The organism is Stenotrophomonas sp. FR010, assembly GCF_047520755.2.
Taxonomy (GTDB): domain Bacteria; phylum Pseudomonadota; class Gammaproteobacteria; order Xanthomonadales; family Xanthomonadaceae; genus Stenotrophomonas; species Stenotrophomonas sepilia.
In genome coordinates, this window is the sequence record NZ_JAXBQT020000007.1 from 176,205 (window position 1) to 197,635 (window position 21,431).

Genomic DNA, 21,431 nt, shown 5'->3' on the forward strand with positions numbered 1-21,431 from the left:
ACCCATTCTTAACAGGAATGGGGATTCCCAGTGCATATCAAGACTCCGTTGGCCGTTGCCATCACCCTGACCCTGGCGATGGGGGCTGCGGCACCGCTGCAGGCCGCCGGGCAGCAGGCGGTAGCCGCTACCGGCGCCGTGGCGGCCGACGCGGTCGACCTGGACCGTATCGAGGTGCGCGCCCAGCTCGAATCGCAGATCCGCGCGGTCGACCTCAAGCGCGGCAGCGACGCCATCGAAGACGCGGTGTCCTCCGATGCCCTGGGCCAGTACCCGGACAAGAACGTGGCCGAATCACTGCAGCGCCTGCCGGGCATCAGCGTGACCCGTGACCAGGGCGAGGGCCGTTTCGTGGTCATCCGTGGCCTGGACGCCAATCTCAACAGCGTCAGCGTGGATGGCATCGCCGTGGGCACGCCGGAGGATTCCAGCCGTGCCGCGCCGCTGGACGTGATCCCGTCCGATTCCACCGAACGCCTTCGCGTGGTGAAGTCGCCGACCCCGGACATGCCCGGTGATGCCATCGGTGGTGCCGTGCTGGTGGAATCGGCCTCGGCCTTCGACCGCGACGGTCGCAGCCTGCGTGGCAAGATCGAGGGCAGTCACCAGCAGCTGTCCGGCGAGACCAGCCCGAAGGCGGCCTTCAACTACAGCGAAGTGTTCAACGACACCTTCGGCGTGGCGCTGGGCGTGAACTACCAGAAGCGCAGGTTCGAGTCGGACAACACCGAAGTGGAGTACGACGGCGAGGACGATGCCGCCCCCGGTGACGTGACCGCGATCAACCTGCAGCACCGCAAGTACGAGATCGAGCGCAAGCGCATCGGCGCCAACCTCAACCTCGACTGGCGGCCGGACGAAGACAGCCGGTACTACCTGCGCACGCTGTACAGCCAGTTCGACGATGCGGAGACCCGCCAGCGCGTGATCTTCAACTTCGACGACGCGAAGATGGTCAAGACCGGCACCGACCAGTACCGCCTGGATGGCATGCCGAAGGATTCGATCGACAAGCGCATGCGCTACCGCACCAAGAAGGAAAACACCTTCGCGGCCAGCCTGGGCGGCGAGAACAAGTTGACCAACGCCGTGGTCGATTACCGTATCGGCTACACCCGTACCGAAGAGCGCGTGAACGACGAGATGGAGGCGCGTTTCAAGCTCAACGGCAAGGCGTTCAACGGCAGCCTGGACCAGAGCAGCCGGCTGCCCAGCTACAGCTTCGACAACCCGCAGTGGCTGGACAACAGCAACTACGCGTTCGACCGCTTCGTGCTTTCGCCCAAGCAGGTGAACGACAAGGAGCACAGCGCGCAGGTCAACGTGCGCTTCGACGGCGACAGCAGCAGCATCAAGTTCGGTCTGCTGGGCCGCTGGCGCGACCGCGACGTGAATGTGGATGAGCGCGAACTGCGCGTCGGCCCGAAGGTGACGCTGGCGGGCTGGACCACCTCCTCGCCCGAACATCGCCACGGCAACTTCGGCGACGGTATGGATTCGGCTGCGATGCGTGCCTTCTGGGCAGCCAACGGCAGCCAGTACAGCGCCCGCCCGCAGGACGTCGGCGGCAATGCGATGACGTCGCTGGAAGAGGATTACGTGGCCAGCGAGGACATCTTCGCCAGCTATGCCATGGGTACCTGGGACGTGGGTGCGCTGCGCATCATCGGCGGCGTGCGCGTGGAGAACACCCGCTTCAAGGCGATCGGCAACCAGGTGGACGTGGCCGCCAACGGCCGCAGCTTCACCGTCACCCCGCGCGTGGCCAACAGCAGCTACACCAACGTGCTGCCGGGCCTGCACCTGCGCTATGACGCGGCTGATGACTGGGTGCTGCGCGCCTCGGCCAACAAGACCGTATCGCGCCCGTCCTTCGGCGACGTCTCGCCGCGCGTGGGTTACAGCCGCGGTGACGAGGAAGTGCGCCTGGGCAACCCGGAACTGGATCCGTACGAGTCGAAGAACATCGACCTGTCGGTGGAGAAGTACATCGGCAGCAGCGGCATCGTTTCGCTGGGCCTGTTCCACAAGTCGATCGATGGCTACATCGTCGGAACCGTGCGCACCAATGATCCGGCCTACGGTGGATTCGATGTGACGCAGCCGATCAATGGTCGCAAGGCCACCGTGCGTGGTGCGGAGTTCAACTGGCAGCAGCAGCTGGCCTTCCTGCCGGACGGCCTGGATGGCCTGCTGGTCGGCGCCAGTGGCACCTGGCTGGATACGAAGTTCGATGCCGGCATCAAGGACCGTGCGGGCGAGGACTTCACCCTGCCACGCGCCTCCAAGCACGTCTACAGCGCGCACATCGGCTATGAGAAGTACGGCTTGAGCACGCGCCTGGCGGCCGTGTACCGCAGCGAGTACCTGGACAGCATCGGCAAGGGCCGCGCGTTCGATATCTACGTTGCGCCGAATACCCAGCTCGATTTCTCGCTTGACTACAGGTTCACCCCGCGCGTGAGCGTGTACTTCGAAGCGCAGAACCTGCTGGACAAGCCGCTGGAGCTGTACCAGGGCACGCGTTCGCGCACCCTGCAGATGGAAGAGTACGGCCGCACCTATGCGCTGGGCCTGAAGGTGGCGCTGTGATGGGGCGTGGAGTCACCGTCCTGGCCGCCGCGCTGGCAGCTACGCTGGTCGCCGGCTGCACGCCGGCCACCGGCACCGATCCGGTTGCGGGAGCGGCCGCGCCGGCCGCCGGAGGCGAGCGCGTGGTGACCACCATCGCCGAAGCCTTCCTGTCACCGATGACCCCAGCCGACAACATCGACTCGCCGGCGGCCTGGCGCGCGCCGGACGGCGCACTGTGGCTGATCGCCACCGCCAAGGCTACCGACAAGCTGGTGGTCTACGACGGCAGCACCGGACAGCACCTGCGTGACGTCGGCAGCAGCGGCACCGCACCGGGGCAGTTCGACCGCCCAAACGGTATCGCGGTGATCGACGACCTGCTGTGGATCGTGGAGCGCGACAATCACCGCGTGCAGGTACTGCGCCTGCCGGACTTCACGCCGCTGGCGACGTTCGCTGCGGACGACCTGCGCAAGCCTTACGGACTGTGGGTCGACCGTCGTGCCGATGGCTACAGCGTCTACGTCACCGACTCCTGGGACAACGGCGAGGATGCACAGGGGCGTGACGTCCTGCCGCCGCTGGCCGAGCTGGACAAGCGCGTGCGCCAGTATCACGTGATCCGCAATGGTGAGAAGGTCGACGCGAAGCGGGTGGCCAGCATCGGCGATACCACCGAGGCGGGAGCGCTGCGCGTGGTCGAGTCGATCTGGGGCGATCCCGAGAACGACCGCCTGTTGATTGCCGAAGAAGACGAGAGCTACGCCAGCGAGTTCAAGGTCTACACCCTGGCGGGCCGCTTCACCGGCACCACCTTCGGCCGCGACGTGTTCAAGGCGCAGGCCGAAGGCGTGACCCTGCGCACCTGCGGCAAGGATGGCTGGTGGATCACCACCGAACAGGGCAAGCAGCGCAGCGTGTTCCATCTGTTCGACCGGCACACGCTGAAGCCGGTCGGCGCGTTCCAGGGCAATACCGTGGCCAACACCGACGGCATCTGGATGATGCAGCAAGCCAGCACGCGCTTCCCCCACGGCGCGCTGTATGCCGTACACGACGATCAGGGGGTGGTGGCCTTCGACTGGGAAAGCATCGCCAAGCAACTGGCGCTGCCGCTGGAGTGTGGTGCATGAGCCGGCAGTGCGTGATGCGCACGCTGGCCCTGGGCCTGCTGCTGGCGCTGCCGTCGCTGTCGATCGCGGCGGCCGAACCGAATACCCAGGTGCCGGCAGGTAGCCGCCACTACGCAGCGACGACGGTGCCGGACCGCATCGTCGCCTCGCCGGCGGCCGATTCCAGCCATGGGTTCGCAGTGGCCTGGCGCACCGATGGCAGCGTGCAGGCGCCGCTGCTGGAGATCGCAATGGCCGCAGATTCGCCGGCCATCGAAGGCATCCGCCAGGTTCGTGCGACGACCCGCGCGCTGCAGACCGAGAACGGCCTGTCGCACCACCATCGTGCAGATATCGATGGCCTGCAGCCGGATACCCAGTACGTCTACCGTGTGCAGGGCAACGGCAGTTGGAGTGCATGGAACCAGCTGCGCACGCTGGCTGACGCCGACCAGCCGCTGACCCTGCTGTACTTCGGCGATACCCAGAACAAGAACGTCAGCCATGTCAGCCGCGTGGTGCGTGCCGCGCAGAAGGCCGCACCGCAGGCACGCATGAGCCTGTTTGCCGGCGACCTGGTCAGCGGCGGCGACAACATGGATGACAGCGAGTGGGGCGAATGGTTTGCCGCCGTCGGCTGGCTGGCGCAGGAAATGCTGGTGGCGCCGGCCATAGGCAATCACGAGTACTTCGAGGAATTCGAGGACACCCCGCAGGAGCGCCGGGTGCTGGGCCGCCACTGGCCGGTCACGTTCGCGTTGCCGGGCAATGGTGCCAGCGCTGCGCAGCAGAGCAGCTACTGGTTCGATGCGCAGGGCGTGCGCGTGGCGGTGGTCGATGGCACTTCGGCACTCGACCTTGGCACGGCCAAGGCACAGGCGCAATGGCTGGACAAGGTGTTGACCGGCAATCCGCAGCCGTGGACCATCGTGTTGCTGCACCAGCCGTTCTACTCGCCGCGCGAAGGGCGCGAGAACGCCGCGCTGCGTGAGGTGCTGTTGCCGGTGGTACGCCGCCACAACGTCGATCTGGTGCTGCAGGGCCACGACCACACCTATGGCCGTCGTGGCGAGGGGCAGGCCGCAACGCCGCAGTACGTGGTGACTGTAGCCGGACCGAAGCAGTACCGCCTGTCCGATGAAGCGCGCAGGACGATGAACCCAGTGGCCGAAGACACCCAGTTGTTCCAGGTGTTGAACATCGACCCGCAGCGCCTGCGTTATGAAGCGCGCACCGTGACCGGCCGTCTCTACGATGCCTTCGAACTGCGCCGCGATGCCAAGGGGGGAAAACAGCGCATGGAGCTGACCGAAGGCCGCATCACGCCGCGTGTTTGCCCGCGTGCGCAGACCGCCAAGGGTCGCGCCGATCGCTGCTGGGAATGAGGAAACGCCGATGACCACGCCCCGTCGCATCCTTCCTCTCGCTGCCATCGGCGCCGCTCTGCTGTTGCTGACCAGTGCGGTGACCGCTGCCGATACCGTGCTGCATCCGTTCCTGGTGGCCCAGCCAAGGGAAGCCCCGCGGGAGGTGAATCTGGCGGTGGAGATTCCCGCCGGCAGCGTGACCAAGTACGAGATCAAGGAAGACGGCCTGGTGCATGTGGACCGCTTCCAGTCGATGCCGGTCGCCTATCCGGCCAACTACGGTTCGATGCCGCGCACGTTGGCTGGCGACAACGATCCGCTGGACGCGCTGGTGCTGACCCGTGAACCCCTGCATCCGGGCGTGATCGTACGCTTCCGGCCGATCGGCTACCTGAAGATGATCGACGGCGGCGAGCACGACGAGAAGATCATCGGCGTGCCGACCGACAAGGTTGACCCGACCTACGCCAACATCCGCGACCTGGCCGATCTGCCGGAGATCGAAAGACAGCGCATCGAAGCGTTCTTCCGGGTCTACAAGGACCTGCCGGCCGGGCGCAACGCGGCGCAGCTCAACGGTTGGGGCAACGCCGCCGAGGCGCGGGCGCTGATCAGCGAAGCGATGAAGCGCTTCGAAAGGTAGATCCGCGCCATGCGTGGATTCAGTCCAGCAACGTCTCGATGAACGATTCGGCCTGCAGGCGGTCGCCCAGTACCCGGGCCACCGCCTGTACGGCTGCGTCCTGGTGTTCAGGGCGGATGCCGCCATCGTCATCGTCGTTGTAAAGGTCATCGCCGGCATCGAGGTACACCGTGCCTGCTGCAGCCAGAGCTGCCATCAGGGTCGGCACGTCGGCAGCCATTTCGTCGGCATCCAGCAGGCCGGCACCGTGATGGCTGAACAGCACACGGCCGTCGTCCAGATCGAGGATGAACGGATCAGCGCTGCGATCGGCAATCACCAGCCAGTTCGAGGGCCAGTCGTTGATCCGTTCGCCGCTGATGCCATGCCATCGATAGCCGGCCTGATGGCTCCACAGGCGTTGCAGCGGCGGTATCCAGACATCAAGGCCGGGAACGGTGATGCCGGCGGTGCCTACCCGGGCATTGATCACTTCGCCCAGCGGCCCGACCTGCGCGTAGAAGCGTGCCAGTACCGGGGGCAGCGGGAACGGGCCCTGCCAGTCGCTCTCGTGCTGGGCATGCAGCAGCCCGAAGCGGGCGAATGAGGCGTGAAGATCATCCATGTCAGAGTCCATCGGGTAGCGGCCGTGCAGCCTAGCAGACGGCGTCTGCGCGCATCGCCTTCACCACCGCTGGCTATCATGTGCGCCTTCCACAACGAAGGCATTGCCTGTGTCGGTAGCGTTGGTATGGTTCCGCCGTGATCTGCGGCTGCAGGACAATCCGGCCCTGCAGGCCGCGCTGGATGCCGGTCACCATGTGGTGCCGGTCTACATCCACGCGCCGCATGAAGAGGGGGAGTGGACGCCGGGTGCCGCCTCCGATGCGTGGCGCCACCGTTCACTGGGTGCCTTGGATGCCGACCTGCGCACGCGCGGCTCGTCGCTGGTGCTGCGCAGTGGTGACAGCCTGCCGGCCCTGCAGTTGCTGATCGAGCAGACCGGCGCCGAGGCGGTGTACTGGAACCGCAAGTACGAGCCGGCCACCCAGCCTCGCGACGCCACCATCAAGCGCACGCTGCGCGAGCAGGGCGTCGACGCGCAGAGCTGCAATGGCAGCCTGTTGTTCGAGCCCTGGGACATCGCCACCCAGCAGGGACAGCCGTACAAGGTGTTCACGCCGTACTGGCGCAACGTGCTCAGTCATTGGCGCCTGCCGGCACTGCAGGCCGCACCGCAGGCACTGGCGACGCACGCGGTCGACAGCCTCGCAATTGATGATCTACAGCTTGCACCGACGCTGGATTGGGATACCGGCTTCTGGGAGCACTGGCAGCCGGGCGAAGCCGGTGCGCTGGAGGCGCTGTCGGTGTTCGAGGACGGCGCCTTGCGCGGTTACCGCGAGCAGCGAGACCTGCCCGATCGCGTGGGCACCTCGCGGATGTCGCCGCACCTGCATTTCGGTGAGATCGCACCGTGGCGCATCGCGCATGCGCTGGAAAGACGGCGCAGTGCCGGCACCGATGCCGACATCGACGGCTATCTGCGGCAACTGGGCTGGCGTGATTTCGCCTACCACCTGTTGCATCACTTTCCGAAGACGCCCACGGACAACCTCAATCCGCGTTTTGACCGCTTCCCCTGGGCGGCGCCGACTGCAGCGCAACTGCACGACTGGCAGCGCGGCAACACCGGCGTGCCGATCGTTGATGCCGGACTGCGCGAGCTGTGGCACACCGGCTACATGCATAACCGGGTTCGGATGATCGTGGCCAGTTACCTGTGCAAGCACCTTCGCGCGCACTGGCTGCATGGCGCGCGCTGGTTCTGGGACACCCTGGTCGATGCCGATCTGGCCAACAACACGATGGGCTGGCAATGGGTGGCCGGGACCGGCGCCGATGCCGCGCCGTACTTCCGGGTGTTCAACCCGGTCACCCAGGCCGAGAAGTTCGATCCGCAGGCCCGCTACATCAGCCGCTGGGTGCCCGAGCTGGCGGCGCTGCCGTTGAAGGCGCGGTTTGCGCCGTGGCAGCATCCTCTGCTCCTGGCCGCACACGCGCCTGACTACCCACGCACGCCGATGGTGGACCTGGCAGAGGGCCGCGATGCTGCGCTGGCGGCATACCGCCAGTCGGGGGCGGGGTAAAGGGTGACCCGAGCGATCCGGTCAGTTAGCTGAACGCGGCCCTGTCGGCGCACCGGATCATCATCCCGACATCGCATTCGGCTGTTTATCCTCTCTGCGCCCGCAAGCCGCCGGCCGACCGGAAACCAAGGAGAACCTCATGATCCGCAACACCACTCGCAACGTCGCACTGGCCCTGATGAGTGCGGCCGTCCTGTCGGCCTGCGCCACCGGCGGCTCCTATGTGCAGAGTGACCAGTACGGCAACCCGACCGAACAGCAGAACCGGACCGGCCGCAACGCGCTGATCGGTACCGCCATCGGCGTGGCGGCCGGCCTGCTGACCGGCGACAGTGCTACCGAGCGGCGCCAGCACGCGCTGATCGGTGCCGGTATCGGCGCACTCAGCGGTGCCGCCGTCGGCCAGTACCAGGATCGCCAGGAACGCGCACTGCGCGAGCGCACCGCCAACACCGGCATCGATGTGCAGCGCCAGGGCGACAACATCATGCTGAACCTCCCGGACGGGATTACCTTTGACTTCGGCAAGGCGACCCTGAAGCCGCAATTCTATGGCTCGCTCAACGGCGTGGCCGGTACGCTGCGTGAGTACAACCAGACCATGATCGAGGTGGTTGGCCACACCGACAGCATCGGCAGCGACGCGGTCAACAACCGCCTGTCGAAGGAACGCGCCGACTCGGTCGCGCAGTACCTGATCGGCCAGGGCGTGCAGAGCGTGCGTATCGAAACGCTGGGCGCCGGCAAGGCGTACCCGATTGCCGACAACAGCACCGACGCCGGCCGCGCCAAGAACCGCCGCGTCGAGATTCGGGTGATTCCGCTCAAGCAATAACGCGTAGCGTTGCTGCTTGAGCCGGTCCGGCCATCGGCCGGAACGAAAATGCCGCCCTTGCAGGCGGCATTTTTGTGGGTGCCGAGCGTTGCTCGGCACGCCGACAGCGCATGCAGAGTCGAGCCGCGCTCGACTCCCTCTGTAAGCCATGCCGACCAAGGTCGGCATCTACCAGGAGATGGATAGGCGCTCTTGTTGCAGGTTACGCCGCCGAAGCGGCCACCTTCTCCAGGATCCGCTTGCCACTGTTCTCCAGCGCGGCATCTTCCTGTGCCTTCTGCTGCTGTGCCAGCTTCGCGCCGGGGCACTGCGCCAGCATGTAGTTGGCATCGAAGTTGAGCTTCTCGACCAGGAAGTCGACAAATGCGCGCACCTTCGGCGAGACCAGGCGGCCGCCGGCGAATACGGCATTGAAATCCACTTCCGGGCCGGTCCAGCCGGCCAGCACGCGGCGCACCATGCCCGATTCGACGAACGGCTTGGCCATCACATCACCGGTCAGCAGCAGGCCTTCGCCACAGACCAATGCACCATTCAACGCAGACATGTCGTTGGCAGTCATCAGCGGGGTGACCGGGAAGTCGCGCAGTTCGCCGCCGTTCTCGCCCAGCTGCCAGGTGAAGCGCGGCGAGTTGCCGGTATGGTACGGCTTGCGCATCGCCAGGATGCGATGGAACTGCAGCTCTTCCGGATGCAGGGGTTCGCCATAGCGCTCAATGTAGGCCGGACTGGCGAACACCTGCGTGCGCAGGCTGCCCAGCTTGCGCGCGACCAGATTGGAATCGGGCAGGGCACCCACGCGCAGCGCCAGGTCCGCTTCACCGGCGATCAGGTCCAGCTTCTCGTTGCCCATGTGCATGTCCAGGCGGATCTCTGGATACTGCGCATGGAACTGGCCCAGCAGCGGCGCAATCCAGGTGATGCCGATCGAGTAGGGCACAGTGAAGCGCAGCCAGCCGCGCGGGCCGGACTGCAGCTGGCTCACCGCGCTCTCCGCTTCTTCCAGCTCGCGCGCGATGCGCTGGCAGTGCTCGTGATAGATCGAACCGGCTTCGGTCAGGCCGAGGCGGCGCGTGGTCCGGTGCAGCAGGCGCGCGCCCAGGCGCGTTTCCAGCTCCTGCACTTTGCGGCTGACCGTGGTCTTGGGCAGGCCGAGCGATTTGGCAGCAGCAATGAAGCTGCCTTGCTCGACCACTTTGACGAAGATCAGCGTCTCGTTGAGATCGTGGGACATGGTCGGGGGTCCTGGACGTCGGGGATGGGACAATCGTGACAGAACGATTGGACCGGGTGCGGGATGATTATTCCCCTTAATCAGGACTAATCAAGTAAAGGTTTGAGGTCTATCGTGGCGCCATTCGTTAATTGGAGCCCGTCCGCCATGAGCCTGCGCAACATTCTTGCCCGACTCCGGAACGCCGGCCAGAACACCCTGGACCTGGCGATGACCGTCGAAGCCCGTCCGAGTTCCTTGGTACACAAGGACTTTCGTGAGTTTACCGCGCCCATGCGTCAGCAGCGTGGCGGTGCCATCCGCCTGGTCCCCCACAAGGGCGACCGCCTGCGTCGAATCGGGACTATCCCGGATTTGGGAGGAAATGTCCCGTGAATGGGATACTGACGCCCGAAGTCCTGGTCCTTGGCGGTACCGGTGCCGTCGGCCAGGGCGTGGTCGGCGCGTTGCTGGAAGCCGGCAGCCCGGTGCTGGTGGTTGGCCGCGATCCGGGCCGGCTGGCCGCGCTGCATGAGCAGTTCGCGGATGAGCCCGGACTGGAGACGCTGCTGGGTTCGCTCAGCGATGACGGCTCGGCACGCGCGCTGGCCGAACGCATCGCGCAGCGCCCGCGTCCGTTGGCCGCCGTGATCGCGGCCATGGGTGGCCCCTACCGTCGCGGCCGGGTGATCGACCGCAACGGCGATGAGCTGCTGGGCGCGATGCAGGCCGACCTGATGCCGCACGTGCACGCCGTGCGCCACCTGCTGCCGCTGCTGCAGGACAACGTGCATGCGCGCCGCTACGTGATGATCGGCAGCCCGGCCAACGCCAAGCCCTGGGCGGGCTACGGCGAGACCTCGATCACCACCGCCGCACTGCGCATGTACGCGCAGGTGGTGCACCAGGAAGCGCAGGCGCTGGGCGTGCGCGCGCAGATGCTGGAAGTCTGCAGCCCGGTGTGTACCCCGGCCAACGCGGCCAATGCCTGCATCGAGTGGCCCAGCTCGTTGCTGGTCGGTCGTCGTGTGGTCTCCCTGCTTGACGGGTGCCGCGACAACCGCGCCATCGTCCGCTGCGACAGCAGCGATGCCGAATTGCCGCGTGGCCTGCTGCACCTGGAAGTTCCTCCGCTGTGGCGCGACACCGCAGGCATCGCTTGACCTCGACCATGGTTGAGGTCGCAGTATTCGCCGCCGATTTTTGCAACACGTTCTCATATCGCTGTACCACCCCTCCGTACGGATGCATGCCATGACTTCCCCCAATACCACCCCACATCGTTTCGGCCATCGCATTGCGATGGCCGGCGTGTCGATCCTCGCCGCGGCCGTGCTTGCAGCCTGCAGCGGCGGCCATGCCGAAGAAGGCGGTGCACCGCCGCCGCCGCAGGTCAGCGCCGCGCCGGTGCTGGTCAAGCAGGTCAGCCAGTGGGACGAGTTCAGTGGCCGCGTCGAAGCGGTGCAGAGCGTTGAACTGCGTCCGCGCGTGTCCGGCTACATCGACAAGGTCAACTACGTCGAAGGCCAGGAAGTGAAGAAGGGCGAAGTGCTCTTCACCATCGACGCGCGCAGTTACCAGGCCGAGTACGACCGGGCAGCCGCCGAACTGGCCCGCGCCCGTACCCAGGCCACGCTGGCCCGCAGCGAGTCCGAGCGCGCCAAGCGGCTGTCCGAGCAGCAGGCGATCTCCACCGAGACCGCCGAGCAGCGCCGTGCGGCTGCCGACCAGTCCGGCGCCGCCGTGCAGGCCGCGCAGGCAGCATTGGATGCCGCCCGCCTCAATCTTGAGTTCACCAAGGTGCGGGCACCGATCGACGGCCGTGCCGGCCGCGCGATGGTCACCGCCGGCAACCTGGTCACCGCCGGCGACAGCGCCAGCGTGCTGACCACGCTGGTCTCGCTGGACACGGTGTTCGTCTACTTCGATGCCGACGAAAGCACCTTCCTGCGCTACGCCCAGATGGCACGCAAGGGCGAGCGCCCGAGCGAGCGTGACAGCGCGCTGCCGGTGAAGGTCGGCCTGTCCGGTGAAGAAGGCTACCCGCACACGGGCAAGGTCGACTTCCTCGACAACCAGGTCGCCCGCAGTACCGGTACCATCCGCGTCCGTGCGCTGCTGGACAACGCCGATCGCCAGTTCACGCCGGGCTTGTTCGCCCGCGTGCAGCTGCTGGGCAGCGGCCAGTTCCAGGCGCTGCTGATCGACGACAAGGCCGTGCTGACCGACCAGGACCGCAAGTACGTGTACGTGGTCGACAAGGATGGCAAGGCCCAGCGCCGTGACATCCAGCTCGGCCGCACCGCCGACGGCCTGCGTATCGTCGAGCACGGCCTGGCCGCCGGTGACAAGGTGATCATCGATGGCGTGCAGAAGGTCTTCATGCCGGGCATGCCGGTGCAGGCCAAGGCGGTGGCGATGCAGCCACAGCCGGCGCCGGCACCGGGCCGCGATGCCACCGCTGCCCTGAAGCACTGATCCGCCGTCTCCTGATCCGCGTTTCCGCTTAGCTGCCGGCGCCAGCGGCAGTCTTCCCTGCCTTCGTCATCCCGGCGAGGGGCGGGGTGGCTGTTGCCCGCCGAATGCCTTTCCCAGGAATTCCTCCATGGACTTTTCCCGCTTCTTCATCGACAGGCCGATCTTCGCGGCGGTGCTGTCGATCGTGATCTTCGCCGCAGGCCTGATCACGATTCCAATCCTGCCGATCAGTGAGTACCCCGAAGTGGTGCCGCCGTCGGTGGTCGTACGCACGGTGTATCCGGGCGCCAACCCCAAGGTCATTGCCGAGACCGTCGCCACGCCGCTTGAAGAAGCGATCAACGGCGTCGAAGGCATGATGTACCTGAAGTCGGTGGCCGGCTCGGACGGCGTGCTGCAGATGACCGTCACCTTCCGCCCGGGCACGGACCCGGACGCAGCGGCGGTGAAGGTGCAGAACCGCGTGGCGCAGGCGCAGGCGCGCCTGCCCGAGGACGTGCGCCGGCAGGGCGTGACCACGCAGAAGCAGTCGCCGACCTTCCTGATGGTGGTGCACCTGACCTCGCCGCAAGGCAAGTACGACACCCTGTACCTGCGGAACTACGCGCGCCTGCACGTCAAGGATGCGCTGGCGCGTATTCCGGGCGTGGGTGACGCGCAGATCTTCGGTGGCGGCGACTACGCCATGCGTGCCTGGCTGGACCCGGACAAGGTGGCCTCGCGCGGCCTGACCGCCAGCGACGTGGTGCGTGCCATGCGCGAGCAGAACGTGCAGGTTTCGGCCGGCCAGCTCGGCGCCGAACCGCTGCCGGACAGCAAGTTCCTGACCCTGATCAATGCCCAGGGCCGTCTGAAGACCGAAAAGGAATTCGGCGACATCGTGCTCAAGAGCGGCACCGATGGCGAGATCGTGCGCCTGGCCGACGTGGCCCGCCTGGAACTGGGTGCGGGCGACTACACCCTGCGCTCGCAGCTGGACGGCAAGAACGCGGTGGGTATCGGTATCTTCCAGTCGCCGGGTGCCAACGCGCTGGAAATCCGCGACCAGGTCATCTCGACGATGGACGAGATGCAGAAGACCATGCCGGCCGATGTGAAGTACGAAGCGGTGTATGACACCACCATCTTCGTGCGCGACTCGATCAAGGCCGTGGTCTCCACGCTGCTGGAAGCGATCGCCCTGGTGGTGCTGGTCGTGATCCTGTTCCTGCAGACCTGGCGTGCGTCGATCATTCCGTTGATCGCGGTGCCGGTGTCGGTGGTGGGTACGTTCGCCGCGCTGTACCTGCTGGGCTTCTCGATCAATACGCTGAGCCTGTTCGGCCTGGTGCTGGCGATCGGCATCGTGGTCGACGACGCGATCGTGGTGGTGGAGAACGTTGAACGCAACATCGAGGAAGGCCTGTCGCCTACTGCGGCTGCACACCAGGCCATGCGTGAAGTGTCCGGCCCGATCGTGGCGATCGCGCTGGTGCTGTGTGCCGTGTTCGTGCCGATGGCCTTCCTGTCCGGTGTCACCGGACAGTTCTACAAGCAGTTCGCGGTCACCATCGCCATTTCCACGGTGATCTCGGCGATCAATTCGTTGACCCTGTCGCCAGCCCTGGCCGCGCGCCTGCTGAAGGCCCATGGCGCTCCGAAGGACGGCCCGAGCCGCCTGATCGACCGCCTGTTCGGCTGGGTGTTCCGTCCGTTCAACCGCTTCTTCAAGTCCAGCTCGGAGAAGTACGAGCGTGGCGTGGCCCGCATCCTCGGCCGCCGCGGTGCGGTGTTCGTGGTCTACGCGATCCTGCTGGTCGGTACCGGCGTGATCTTCGAGCTGGTGCCGCCGGGCTTCATTCCGACCCAGGACAAGCTGTACCTGATCGCCGGTGTAAAGCTGCCGGAAGGCTCGTCGATCGCACGCACCGATGAAATGCTGCGCAAGGTCGCCAAGATCGCCCAGGAAACCGATGGCGTCGCTCACACCATCTCGTTCCCCGGTCTGAACGCGCTGCAGTTTACCAATACGCCGAACACCGGTGTGGCGTTCATCCCGCTCAAGCCGTTCGCCGAGCGCCATGGCCGCACCGCCGCGCAGATCAATGCCGAGATCAACCAGAAGATCGCCGGCCTGCAGGAAGGCTTCGCGTTCGCGATGATGCCGCCGCCGATCCTCGGTCTGGGCAATGGCAACGGCTACCAGATGTTCATCGAGGACCGTGGCAACCTCGGTTACGGCGCGCTGCAGAATGCGGTGCAGGCCATGCAGGGCACCGTCGCGCAGACGCCGGGCATGGCCTTCCCGATTTCCAGCTACCAGGCCAACGTGCCGCAGCTCGATGCCGAGGTCGACCGCGTCAAGGCCAAGGCACAGGGCGTGCAGCTCACCGAGCTGTTCGACACGTTGCAGACCTACCTGGGTTCGGCCTACGTCAACGACTTCAACCAGTTCGGCCGCACCTGGCAGGTGATCGCCCAGGCAGATGGTCCGTACCGCGAGACGGTCGAGGACATCGGCAAGCTGCGTACCCGCAACGACCGCGGCGAGATGGTGCCGATCGGTTCGATGGTCACCATCAAGCAGACCTTCGGCCCGGACCCGGTGCTGCGCTTCAATGGCTATCCGGCAGCGGACCTGGCCGGTGAAGCCGACCCGCGCCTGCTGTCCTCGGCCGAAGCGATGACCAAGCTGACCGAGATCGCCGGCAAGGTGCTGCCGGTGGGCATGACCACCGAATGGACCGACCTGAGCTACCAGCAGGCAACCCAGGGCAAGGCCGCCTTCATCGTGTTCCCGGTGGCGATCATGCTGGCCTTCCTGGTGCTGGCCGCGCTGTACGAGAGCTGGTCGCTGCCGCTGGCGGTGATCCTGATCGTGCCGATGACCCTGCTGTCCGCGTTGTTCGGCGTGTGGCTGACCGGCGGTGACAACAACGTGTTCGTGCAGGTCGGCCTGGTGGTGCTGATGGGCCTGGCGTGCAAGAACGCGATCCTGATCGTCGAATTCGCCAGAGAGCTGGAGATGGGCGGCAAGGGTATCGTTGAAGCCGCGCTGGAAGCCTGCCGCCTGCGCCTGCGCCCTATCGTGATGACCTCCATCGCCTTCATCGCCGGCACGGTGCCGCTGGTGCTGTCTCACGGTGCAGGCGCCGAAGTGCGCTCGGTGACCGGCATCACCGTGTTTGCTGGCATGCTGGGTGTGACGCTGTTCGGCCTGTTCCTCACCCCCGTGTTCTACGTGGCCCTGCGCAAGTTCGTCACCCGCAACGGTGGTGGCCAGCTGGTGCAGCACGGCGAACCGACCATCCACCACTGATACGGAACTCCGCCGCCGGTCGTTGGCCGGCGGCCACTCTCCCCACAGACAAGGCATGCATCCATGAACACCCATCAGAACAAGATCGCGCTGGTGACCGGCGCTACCCGTGGCATCGGCCTGGAAACCGTGCGCCAGCTGGCAGAGGCCGGCGTGCACACGCTGCTGGCCGGTCGCAAGCGCGATACCGCGGTGGAGCTGGCACTGAAGCTGCAGGCTGAAGGCCTGCCGGTCGAAGCCCTGCAGCTGGACGTGACCGACGCGGCCAGCATCGCCGAAGCGGTCGAGCAGGTGCGCCAGCGCCACGGTCGCCTCGACATCCTGGTCAACAATGCCGGCATCATGATCGAGAACCCGGCGCAGGCGCCGTCGGAGCAGTCGCTGGACACCTGGAAGCGCACCTTCGACACCAACGTCTATGCGCTGGTCGCGGTAACCCAGGCATTCCTGCCGCTGGTCAAGCAGTCCAAGTCCGGACGCATCGTCAATGTGTCCAGCATGCTAGGCTCGCAGACCCTGCACGCGGATCCCTCGTCGGGCATCTACGACTTCAAGATTCCGGCCTACAACGCGTCCAAGGCCGCAGTGAACAGCTGGACCCTGAGCCTGGCCTACGAACTGCGCAATACCCCGATCAAGGTCAACACCGTGCATCCGGGTTACGTGAAGACCGACATGAACGGTGGCAACGGCGAAATCGAGATCAGCGAAGGTGCACGCTCCAGCGTGGAAATGGCGCTGATCGGTGAGTCCGGTGCCAGCGGCAGCTTCACCTACCTGGGCGAGGTGCTGCCATGGTGATGCGCACGTTGGCGATGGCCGTCTCCAGCCTGGTGCTGGCGGGCTGTGTCAGCGTCGGCCCGAACTACAAGGCCCCGGTGCAGGAACCGGTGGTCCTGCAGGGCGCACAGCAGCCGGTGTTCAGTACCGCTTCGCCGGTCGCCAGCTGGTGGGCGCAGTTCGATGATCCAGTGCTGGAACAGCTGGTGCACGGCGCACTGTCGGACAACCTGGACCTTCGCGTGGCCGTGGCCCGCGTCAGCCAGGCCCGCGCGGTGTTCGTGGAAAGCCGCCTCGACCAGGCTCCGCACGTCACCGCTGGCGGCAGCTACGACCGCCGCAAGCAACCCGATCCGCAGCTGGGTGGGCAGCGGGTGTTCAGTGAAAGCTACCAGCTCGGCTTCGACGCCGGCTGGGAGCTGGATCTGTTCGGCCGCAAGCGCCGTGCTGCTGAAGCCGCGCGCGCCGACCTCGGTGCCGAGCAGGCCAACCTGGCCGATGCGCAGGTCCTGGTCGCCGCTGAAGTGGCACGCAATTACTTCGAGCTGCGTGGTACGCAGAAGCGCATCGCGGTGGCCCAGCACACGCTGGAAAACCTGCGCGATACGCAGAGGCTGACCGAGGCGCGCTGGGAGCTGGGCGCAGGCAGCGAGCTGGATGTGCAGAGCAGCCGTGCCCGCCTGAAGGCGATCGAGGCTGACATCCCGTTGCTGGAAGTGGCCGAGGCGCAGTCGCGCAACCGGCTGGCCGTGCTGCTCGGCCAGCGCCCGGAAGTGCTGACTGACATGCTCGCGCCGCACGACGTACCGGCCTTCGCCAAGGCACTGCCGCTGGGTGATACCCGCGAACTGCTGCGCCAGCGTGCCGACGTGCGCGTGGCCGAGCGTCGCCTGGCGGCTGCGACCGCACGCGTGGGCGTGGCCACGGCGGACCTGTTCCCGCGGTTGTCGCTGTCCGGCTTCGTCGGGTTCCTCGGCGGCGATGCCAGCGGCCTGGTCAATGGCAGCAACAAGGCCTGGTCGCTGACCCCGTCGCTGAGCTGGGCGGCATTCGACTTCGGCACCGTGCGTGCACGCCTGCGCGCCAGCAAGGCTGAAGCCGAAGGCGTGGCCGCGCAGTATGAGCAGGCGGTACTGCTGGCCCTGGAAGACACCGAGAACGCGCTGACCCGCTATTCCAAGCAGCAGGCACGATTGGCGATCGTGGTCGAGCAGGCGCAGGCGGCACGGCGTGCCGAATCGCTGGCGCAGATCCGCTATCGCGAGGGCTCGGAGGACTTCCTGACCCTGCTGGATGCGCAGCGCACGCAGCTGGCAGCCGACGATGCGTTGGCGGCGGCCGAGTCCGAGGTCAACGTCAGCGTGGTGGGCGTGTACAAGGCGCTGGGCGGCTGGGGGCAATCACCGCAGCAACCGAGCGTGGCGCAGGTGCAATGACTCCAGGGGGGACGGAGGCCGTGGCTTCCGTCCCTTTGCTCTTTCAGGGCCACTGATTGGCCGGCACCTCGCGCTCGCGCATGCGCACGATGCAGAAGCGATGGCCGGTCGGTGCTTCCATCACCCACCAGCGCTTGACGAAGCCTATCCGTCGCGCGCCGAGCTTCTCCAGGCGGTCGGCCTCGGCATCGATGTCGTCGCTCTCGATGTCCAGATGCACCCGTGACGGGTGATCGACCCGCTGGACTTCAACGTCCAGGCCCGCCGGTGCGCCCAGCAGGTCGGCATACTCGGCGCCCCCTTCGGCACGCGCCGCCTGTGCCTGCAGGCCGAGCGCGCCGGCCCAGAAACGGGCGCCTTCGTCGGCGGGAAGGTCCTGGCAGTCGATGATGAATCCAGCCAGCCGGCTCTGGTGTGCCATGTGCTGCTCCGCAGGTTCGAGGGGTACGCGGCAGGGTAGCGCGGTGCATTCCGCGTACGTCTTCACCTTCGTGACGTTTCTGACTCTGCCGGATTTCGGGCCCGCCGTGTAACTAGTGGGTCAGGCACTCGGGAGGAAGGCGATGGCGGACGGAAGGCGGGATACCCAACGGATGTTGTTCGGCGATCCGGGTCCACCGGGTGCGGGGCTGTCAGTGGCAGTCGCGGTGCTGCTGGTGCTGGCGACGATGGCCGCAGCGGTCGGTTTCGTGCGCCTGCAGGATTCGATGCTGGGACTGGGCCTGATCGGCGTGGCGGTGTTCCTGGCGATAGGGGCCCGCATCTGCCAGGCGCGCGATCAGCATCAGGCCCTGTGTCGCCTGCTGTCGCGGCAGCCGCCGCTGTAGCTGCGGCTGCCATGCGGGGTCAGTGCTGCGGCCAGTCCAGTTCGACCACCAGCGGGAAATGATCCGATGGCAGCACGCCATCGATGCGGCGGTCATCGGTCAGGAAGCTGCGCGCGTGGAAACCGCGCACCAGCACCCAGTCCAGCTGCGCGGTGGCCTTGCCAGTGAAATCGTGGAAGGTCAGTCGCGGGCCCTGCGGTGTCTTCACCTGGGTACGGGTGTCGTGCAGTACGCGGGTGAATGCCTTGTAGGTGTCGCCGCCGGGTTCGCTGTTGAAGTCACCGGTCAGCACCACCGGCAGATCGGCCGGCAGGCCGGCCACGCGCCTGCCGATCAGCTCGGCACCTTTCACCCGTCGTGGTTCGTCCTCGTCGCGGTAGGGCAGGTGGGTATCCATGAAATAGAAGCGGCGGCCGTCATCGATGCGGCGGAACAGCACCCAGGTGACCATGCGTGGATACAGGTTGCCCCAGGTGATGCTGCCGGGCACATCGGGCGTATCAGACAGCCAGAAGTTGCCTGATTCCTCGATCGCCAGCACCTTGCTGTCGTAGAACACGCCCATGTGCTCGTCGCCGCTGCCGCCGCGGCGGCCCTCGCCAAACCAGCGGTAGCCGGGCAGGTGCTGGGCAAGGTAATCGGCCTGCTCCTGCACCAGCTCCTGGGTACCGATCACCGCCGGGTGCGCATCGAGGATGACCTTCACCATCGCATCGCGACGATCGGGCCAGCGCTTGCCGGGCTCGGTATCGGCCGGGGTGCGCACATTGAACGACATCACCTTCAACGGCGCAGGGGCTGCGGCCCAGGCGCTGGTCGCAGGCAGGGCAAGCGCCAGCAGGGCACAGAGTACGGGGTGACGGAAACGCGACAACATCGTGGAATCCCTCCATTCCATGAAAACGGTTTCATGGAGCATGCCACGAATGCGCGGACAGCGTTATGCAGGGATGGGTGGCTCGCGGATGCCGGGCGGGCGATGAACGTCCCACGCGGTGGACCGCGCACCGGCGATCACGGGTCGTAGCTCATCCCGTCGCCTGCCTTCTGCAATCGCGCAGATGCACAGGGCGTATGCAGCACGCTGATCAGGCAGCAGGAAGTGCCTCCATCCTGATCAATCTTCAATCTCGCCACGGCGGCCTGCCGCGCGCACTGCCTGCGCGGTGGTCGCTACGCCAAGCCGTTGCCGCGCTCGCCGCAGGTGGTTCTCAACCGTGCGCGCAGACAGCCCCAGCGTGGCCGCTATCTCTGCCTGGCGCCGTCCAGCGGCGACCCAGCGCAGCACCTCGCGTTCGCGTGCGCTCAGCGCGCCCGCGCGGATGTCGGCCGGCGCTTCGGCCAGACGCCGCGCCGCACGGAAGGCGGAGGTGCCGACCATGTCCAGCAGCACACGCGCGCTGGCGGACGCATCAATCGAGGTGCCGGCGAAGCTGACCGCGCCTTCCAGACCGGTCGGGCCGAACACTGGAACCTGCAGCCCATGCAGGCCATCGCCGCGCGGCTGCTTCACCACCACATAGCGTTCGCCGCGCACGCCCTGGCGCTTGCTCCAGAAGAACGGCGCAGTGCTGTCCAGTACATGGCGGTTGACCGGGCAGGCGTGCAGGTAGCGGGCGAGCCCGGTGGCGCTGCCGTCGTCGAACCAGTCACCTTCGATCCAGTACACGCGCTGTGCGCCGCGCTCCAGCCCGGTTCCGGTGGCAAACACCAACAGGCGGTCGTAGCCCAAGGGTGAGGCGGCGGCGCGCAGCACGCCGCCCACCGCAGGCAATGACCGAGCCTGTTCCAGTTCCAGCAGCGCGGGCACCAGCGCAGGCATGGGCTCAGCGCCCCGCCAGTGCATCGAGCAGCGTACGCGCGGCCAGCTTGCCCAACGCGTTGCCGGCCAGCGGACTGTCGCCGGTCAGCAGCAGGCGATCCTGCAGCACGCTGCCATCGATGCCCTCATTGACGATCTGCACGCCCTGCTGGGCCAGCCGTTCACCGAAGAACCAACACAGTTGCCCGGGCATGTAGCCGATCTCCGGTGTCTGCCGGTCCATTGCGTCGGGGAAGGCACAGATGCGGTAGCCACGGAACAACGAGTCACCCTCGGCTTCGTCGACGCCCGCTGCCAGCAGCGCCGCCGGGCCATGGCAGAGGGTGATGATGTGGCGCTGCTCGGCCATGGCCCACTGCAAGGTGGCCTTCACAGCGCGGCTTTCCGGGAGGCCGATCAACGCGCCGTGCCCACCGGGAATGAAGACAGCGGCGTAGTCCGAATCGGTGCCCAGGCCGGCCACCACCTGGTCCAGCTGCAACGGCCGGCGGAAGCGTGCCTGGTAGCGTTCGTACAGGGCGCCGATCTCGCTGTCCTTGTGTGGGAAGGCCCACCATTCGAACTTGACCGGGTTGCCGGACAGCGTCGCCGCGTCGATGTCGAAGCCGGCCTTGTCCAGGTGGTACATCGGCAGCAGGGTTTCCACCGGATGGTTGCCGGTGGAGAACAGGTGGCCATTGGCGGTCGGCAGATAGCGCTCGTCGGCGGCGATCATCAGCACCTTCCAGCGACCATTGCGGCGCGCATCCGGATAGTCGGCGCCGGACAGGTCGCTCTTGGGCGAGGTGAACTGCGACAGCGAATACGGCGACGGGAAGAAGGCATCGCGCTCGGCCGGATCGGGGCTGGGCTGGCGGCTGGGCTCTTGCGTGTTCATGCGGACCTCCGTTGGGGGAAAGTGAGCCCAGCATAGGAGG

19 protein-coding genes are annotated in these 21,431 nt (G+C 66.5%); 13 read left to right on the plus strand and 6 right to left on the minus strand.

The window, feature by feature from the left end:
* Positions 1-78 precede the first annotated feature (78 nt).
* Genes ACM0PK_RS08880 through ACM0PK_RS08895 form a run of 4 tightly spaced genes read left to right on the plus strand, consistent with a single transcriptional unit; the run spans position 79 to position 5,696 of the window.
* Positions 79-2,592 carry a TonB-dependent receptor gene (locus ACM0PK_RS08880; RefSeq protein WP_289852684.1) on the plus strand — a complete coding sequence of 838 codons (2,514 nt, stop codon included), beginning with the start codon at positions 79-81 and terminating at the stop codon, positions 2,590-2,592.
* Positions 2,592-3,707 (plus strand): NHL repeat-containing protein, encoded by a 1,116-nt coding sequence (locus tag ACM0PK_RS08885; RefSeq protein ID WP_111201963.1) that lies wholly within the window; start codon positions 2,592-2,594, stop codon positions 3,705-3,707. The genes ACM0PK_RS08880 and ACM0PK_RS08885 overlap by 1 nt, the downstream gene beginning before the upstream one ends.
* Positions 3,704-5,071 carry a purple acid phosphatase family protein gene (locus ACM0PK_RS08890; RefSeq protein WP_414607496.1) on the plus strand — a complete coding sequence of 456 codons (1,368 nt, stop codon included), beginning with the start codon at positions 3,704-3,706 and terminating at the stop codon, positions 5,069-5,071. The genes ACM0PK_RS08885 and ACM0PK_RS08890 overlap by 4 nt, the downstream gene beginning before the upstream one ends.
* Before the next feature lie 10 nt (positions 5,072-5,081).
* The gene (locus ACM0PK_RS08895; protein WP_414607497.1) at positions 5,082-5,696 is read left to right on the plus strand and encodes an inorganic diphosphatase; all 615 of its coding nucleotides are present in this window, start codon (positions 5,082-5,084) and stop codon (positions 5,694-5,696) included.
* 19 nt (positions 5,697-5,715) lie between these two features.
* On the opposite strand, the gene ACM0PK_RS08900 is transcribed toward ACM0PK_RS08895, so the two are convergent.
* The gene (locus tag ACM0PK_RS08900) at positions 5,716-6,300 is read right to left on the minus strand and encodes an SMI1/KNR4 family protein (protein ID WP_053499158.1); all 585 of its coding nucleotides are present in this window, start codon (positions 6,298-6,300) and stop codon (positions 5,716-5,718) included.
* Between the two features lie 109 nt (positions 6,301-6,409).
* Between ACM0PK_RS08900 and ACM0PK_RS08905 the strand changes: the two genes are divergently transcribed.
* Together ACM0PK_RS08905 and ACM0PK_RS08910 are read left to right on the plus strand one after the other, a co-directional pair.
* Positions 6,410-7,825 carry a cryptochrome/photolyase family protein gene (locus ACM0PK_RS08905; protein ID WP_414607498.1) on the plus strand — a complete coding sequence of 472 codons (1,416 nt, stop codon included), beginning with the start codon at positions 6,410-6,412 and terminating at the stop codon, positions 7,823-7,825.
* Positions 7,826-7,964: 139 nt separating this feature from the next.
* Entirely contained in the window at positions 7,965-8,660 is a 696-nt protein-coding gene (locus ACM0PK_RS08910; protein WP_005416156.1) for a YiaD family glycine zipper/OmpA-like lipoprotein, read from the plus strand.
* A gap of 202 nt (positions 8,661-8,862) precedes the next feature.
* Here ACM0PK_RS08910 and ACM0PK_RS08915 read toward each other — a convergent pair whose 3' ends face one another.
* Complete coding sequence (locus tag ACM0PK_RS08915; RefSeq protein ID WP_061477953.1) at positions 8,863-9,894, minus strand: LysR family transcriptional regulator; 1,032 nt, start codon at positions 9,892-9,894, stop codon at positions 8,863-8,865.
* A 147-nt stretch (positions 9,895-10,041) separates the two neighbouring features.
* Here ACM0PK_RS08915 and ACM0PK_RS08920 point away from each other — a divergent pair, with 147 nt between their 5' ends.
* The 6 genes from ACM0PK_RS08920 (at position 10,042) to ACM0PK_RS08945 (ending at position 17,865) form a co-directional block, all read left to right on the plus strand.
* Positions 10,042-10,269 (plus strand): hypothetical protein, encoded by a 228-nt coding sequence (locus ACM0PK_RS08920; RefSeq protein WP_049414419.1) that lies wholly within the window; start codon positions 10,042-10,044, stop codon positions 10,267-10,269.
* Positions 10,266-11,036, plus strand: a complete 771-nt coding sequence (locus ACM0PK_RS08925; RefSeq protein WP_053499154.1) for an SDR family NAD(P)-dependent oxidoreductase — start codon at positions 10,266-10,268, stop codon at positions 11,034-11,036. The genes ACM0PK_RS08920 and ACM0PK_RS08925 overlap by 4 nt, the downstream gene beginning before the upstream one ends.
* 91 nt (positions 11,037-11,127) lie before the next feature.
* On the plus strand, positions 11,128-12,351 hold the full coding sequence (locus ACM0PK_RS08930) for an efflux RND transporter periplasmic adaptor subunit (RefSeq protein WP_049414417.1): 1,224 nt from the start codon (positions 11,128-11,130) through the stop codon (positions 12,349-12,351).
* Positions 12,352-12,478: 127 nt separating this feature from the next.
* The gene (locus ACM0PK_RS08935) at positions 12,479-15,649 is read left to right on the plus strand and encodes an efflux RND transporter permease subunit (RefSeq protein ID WP_414607499.1); all 3,171 of its coding nucleotides are present in this window, start codon (positions 12,479-12,481) and stop codon (positions 15,647-15,649) included.
* 63 nt (positions 15,650-15,712) lie between these two features.
* Positions 15,713-16,450, plus strand: a complete 738-nt coding sequence (locus tag ACM0PK_RS08940) for an SDR family oxidoreductase (protein WP_049470334.1) — start codon at positions 15,713-15,715, stop codon at positions 16,448-16,450.
* The gene (locus tag ACM0PK_RS08945) at positions 16,444-17,865 is read left to right on the plus strand and encodes an efflux transporter outer membrane subunit (protein ID WP_414607500.1); all 1,422 of its coding nucleotides are present in this window, start codon (positions 16,444-16,446) and stop codon (positions 17,863-17,865) included. Before ACM0PK_RS08940 ends, ACM0PK_RS08945 begins: the two co-directional genes overlap by 7 nt.
* A gap of 43 nt (positions 17,866-17,908) precedes the next feature.
* Here the strand turns inward: ACM0PK_RS08945 and ACM0PK_RS08950 are convergent, their stop codons facing one another.
* Complete coding sequence (locus ACM0PK_RS08950; protein WP_111201970.1) at positions 17,909-18,286, minus strand: VOC family protein; 378 nt, start codon at positions 18,284-18,286, stop codon at positions 17,909-17,911.
* Between the two features lie 142 nt (positions 18,287-18,428).
* Here ACM0PK_RS08950 and ACM0PK_RS08955 point away from each other — a divergent pair, with 142 nt between their 5' ends.
* Positions 18,429-18,692 (plus strand): hypothetical protein, encoded by a 264-nt coding sequence (locus ACM0PK_RS08955; protein ID WP_414607501.1) that lies wholly within the window; start codon positions 18,429-18,431, stop codon positions 18,690-18,692.
* 19 nt (positions 18,693-18,711) lie between these two features.
* On the opposite strand, the gene ACM0PK_RS08960 is transcribed toward ACM0PK_RS08955, so the two are convergent.
* The 3 genes from ACM0PK_RS08960 to hchA form a co-directional block, all read right to left on the minus strand.
* Positions 18,712-19,569, minus strand: a complete 858-nt coding sequence (locus ACM0PK_RS08960) for an endonuclease/exonuclease/phosphatase family protein (protein WP_414607502.1) — start codon at positions 19,567-19,569, stop codon at positions 18,712-18,714.
* 240 nt (positions 19,570-19,809) lie between these two features.
* Positions 19,810-20,514 (minus strand): PA1136 family autoinducer-binding transcriptional regulator, encoded by a 705-nt coding sequence (locus ACM0PK_RS08965; protein WP_111201973.1) that lies wholly within the window; start codon positions 20,512-20,514, stop codon positions 19,810-19,812.
* Between the two features lie 4 nt (positions 20,515-20,518).
* Positions 20,519-21,391, minus strand: coding sequence for a glyoxalase III HchA (gene hchA / locus ACM0PK_RS08970; protein WP_414607503.1), 873 nt, complete (start codon positions 21,389-21,391; stop codon positions 20,519-20,521).
* Positions 21,392-21,431 lie beyond the last annotated feature (40 nt).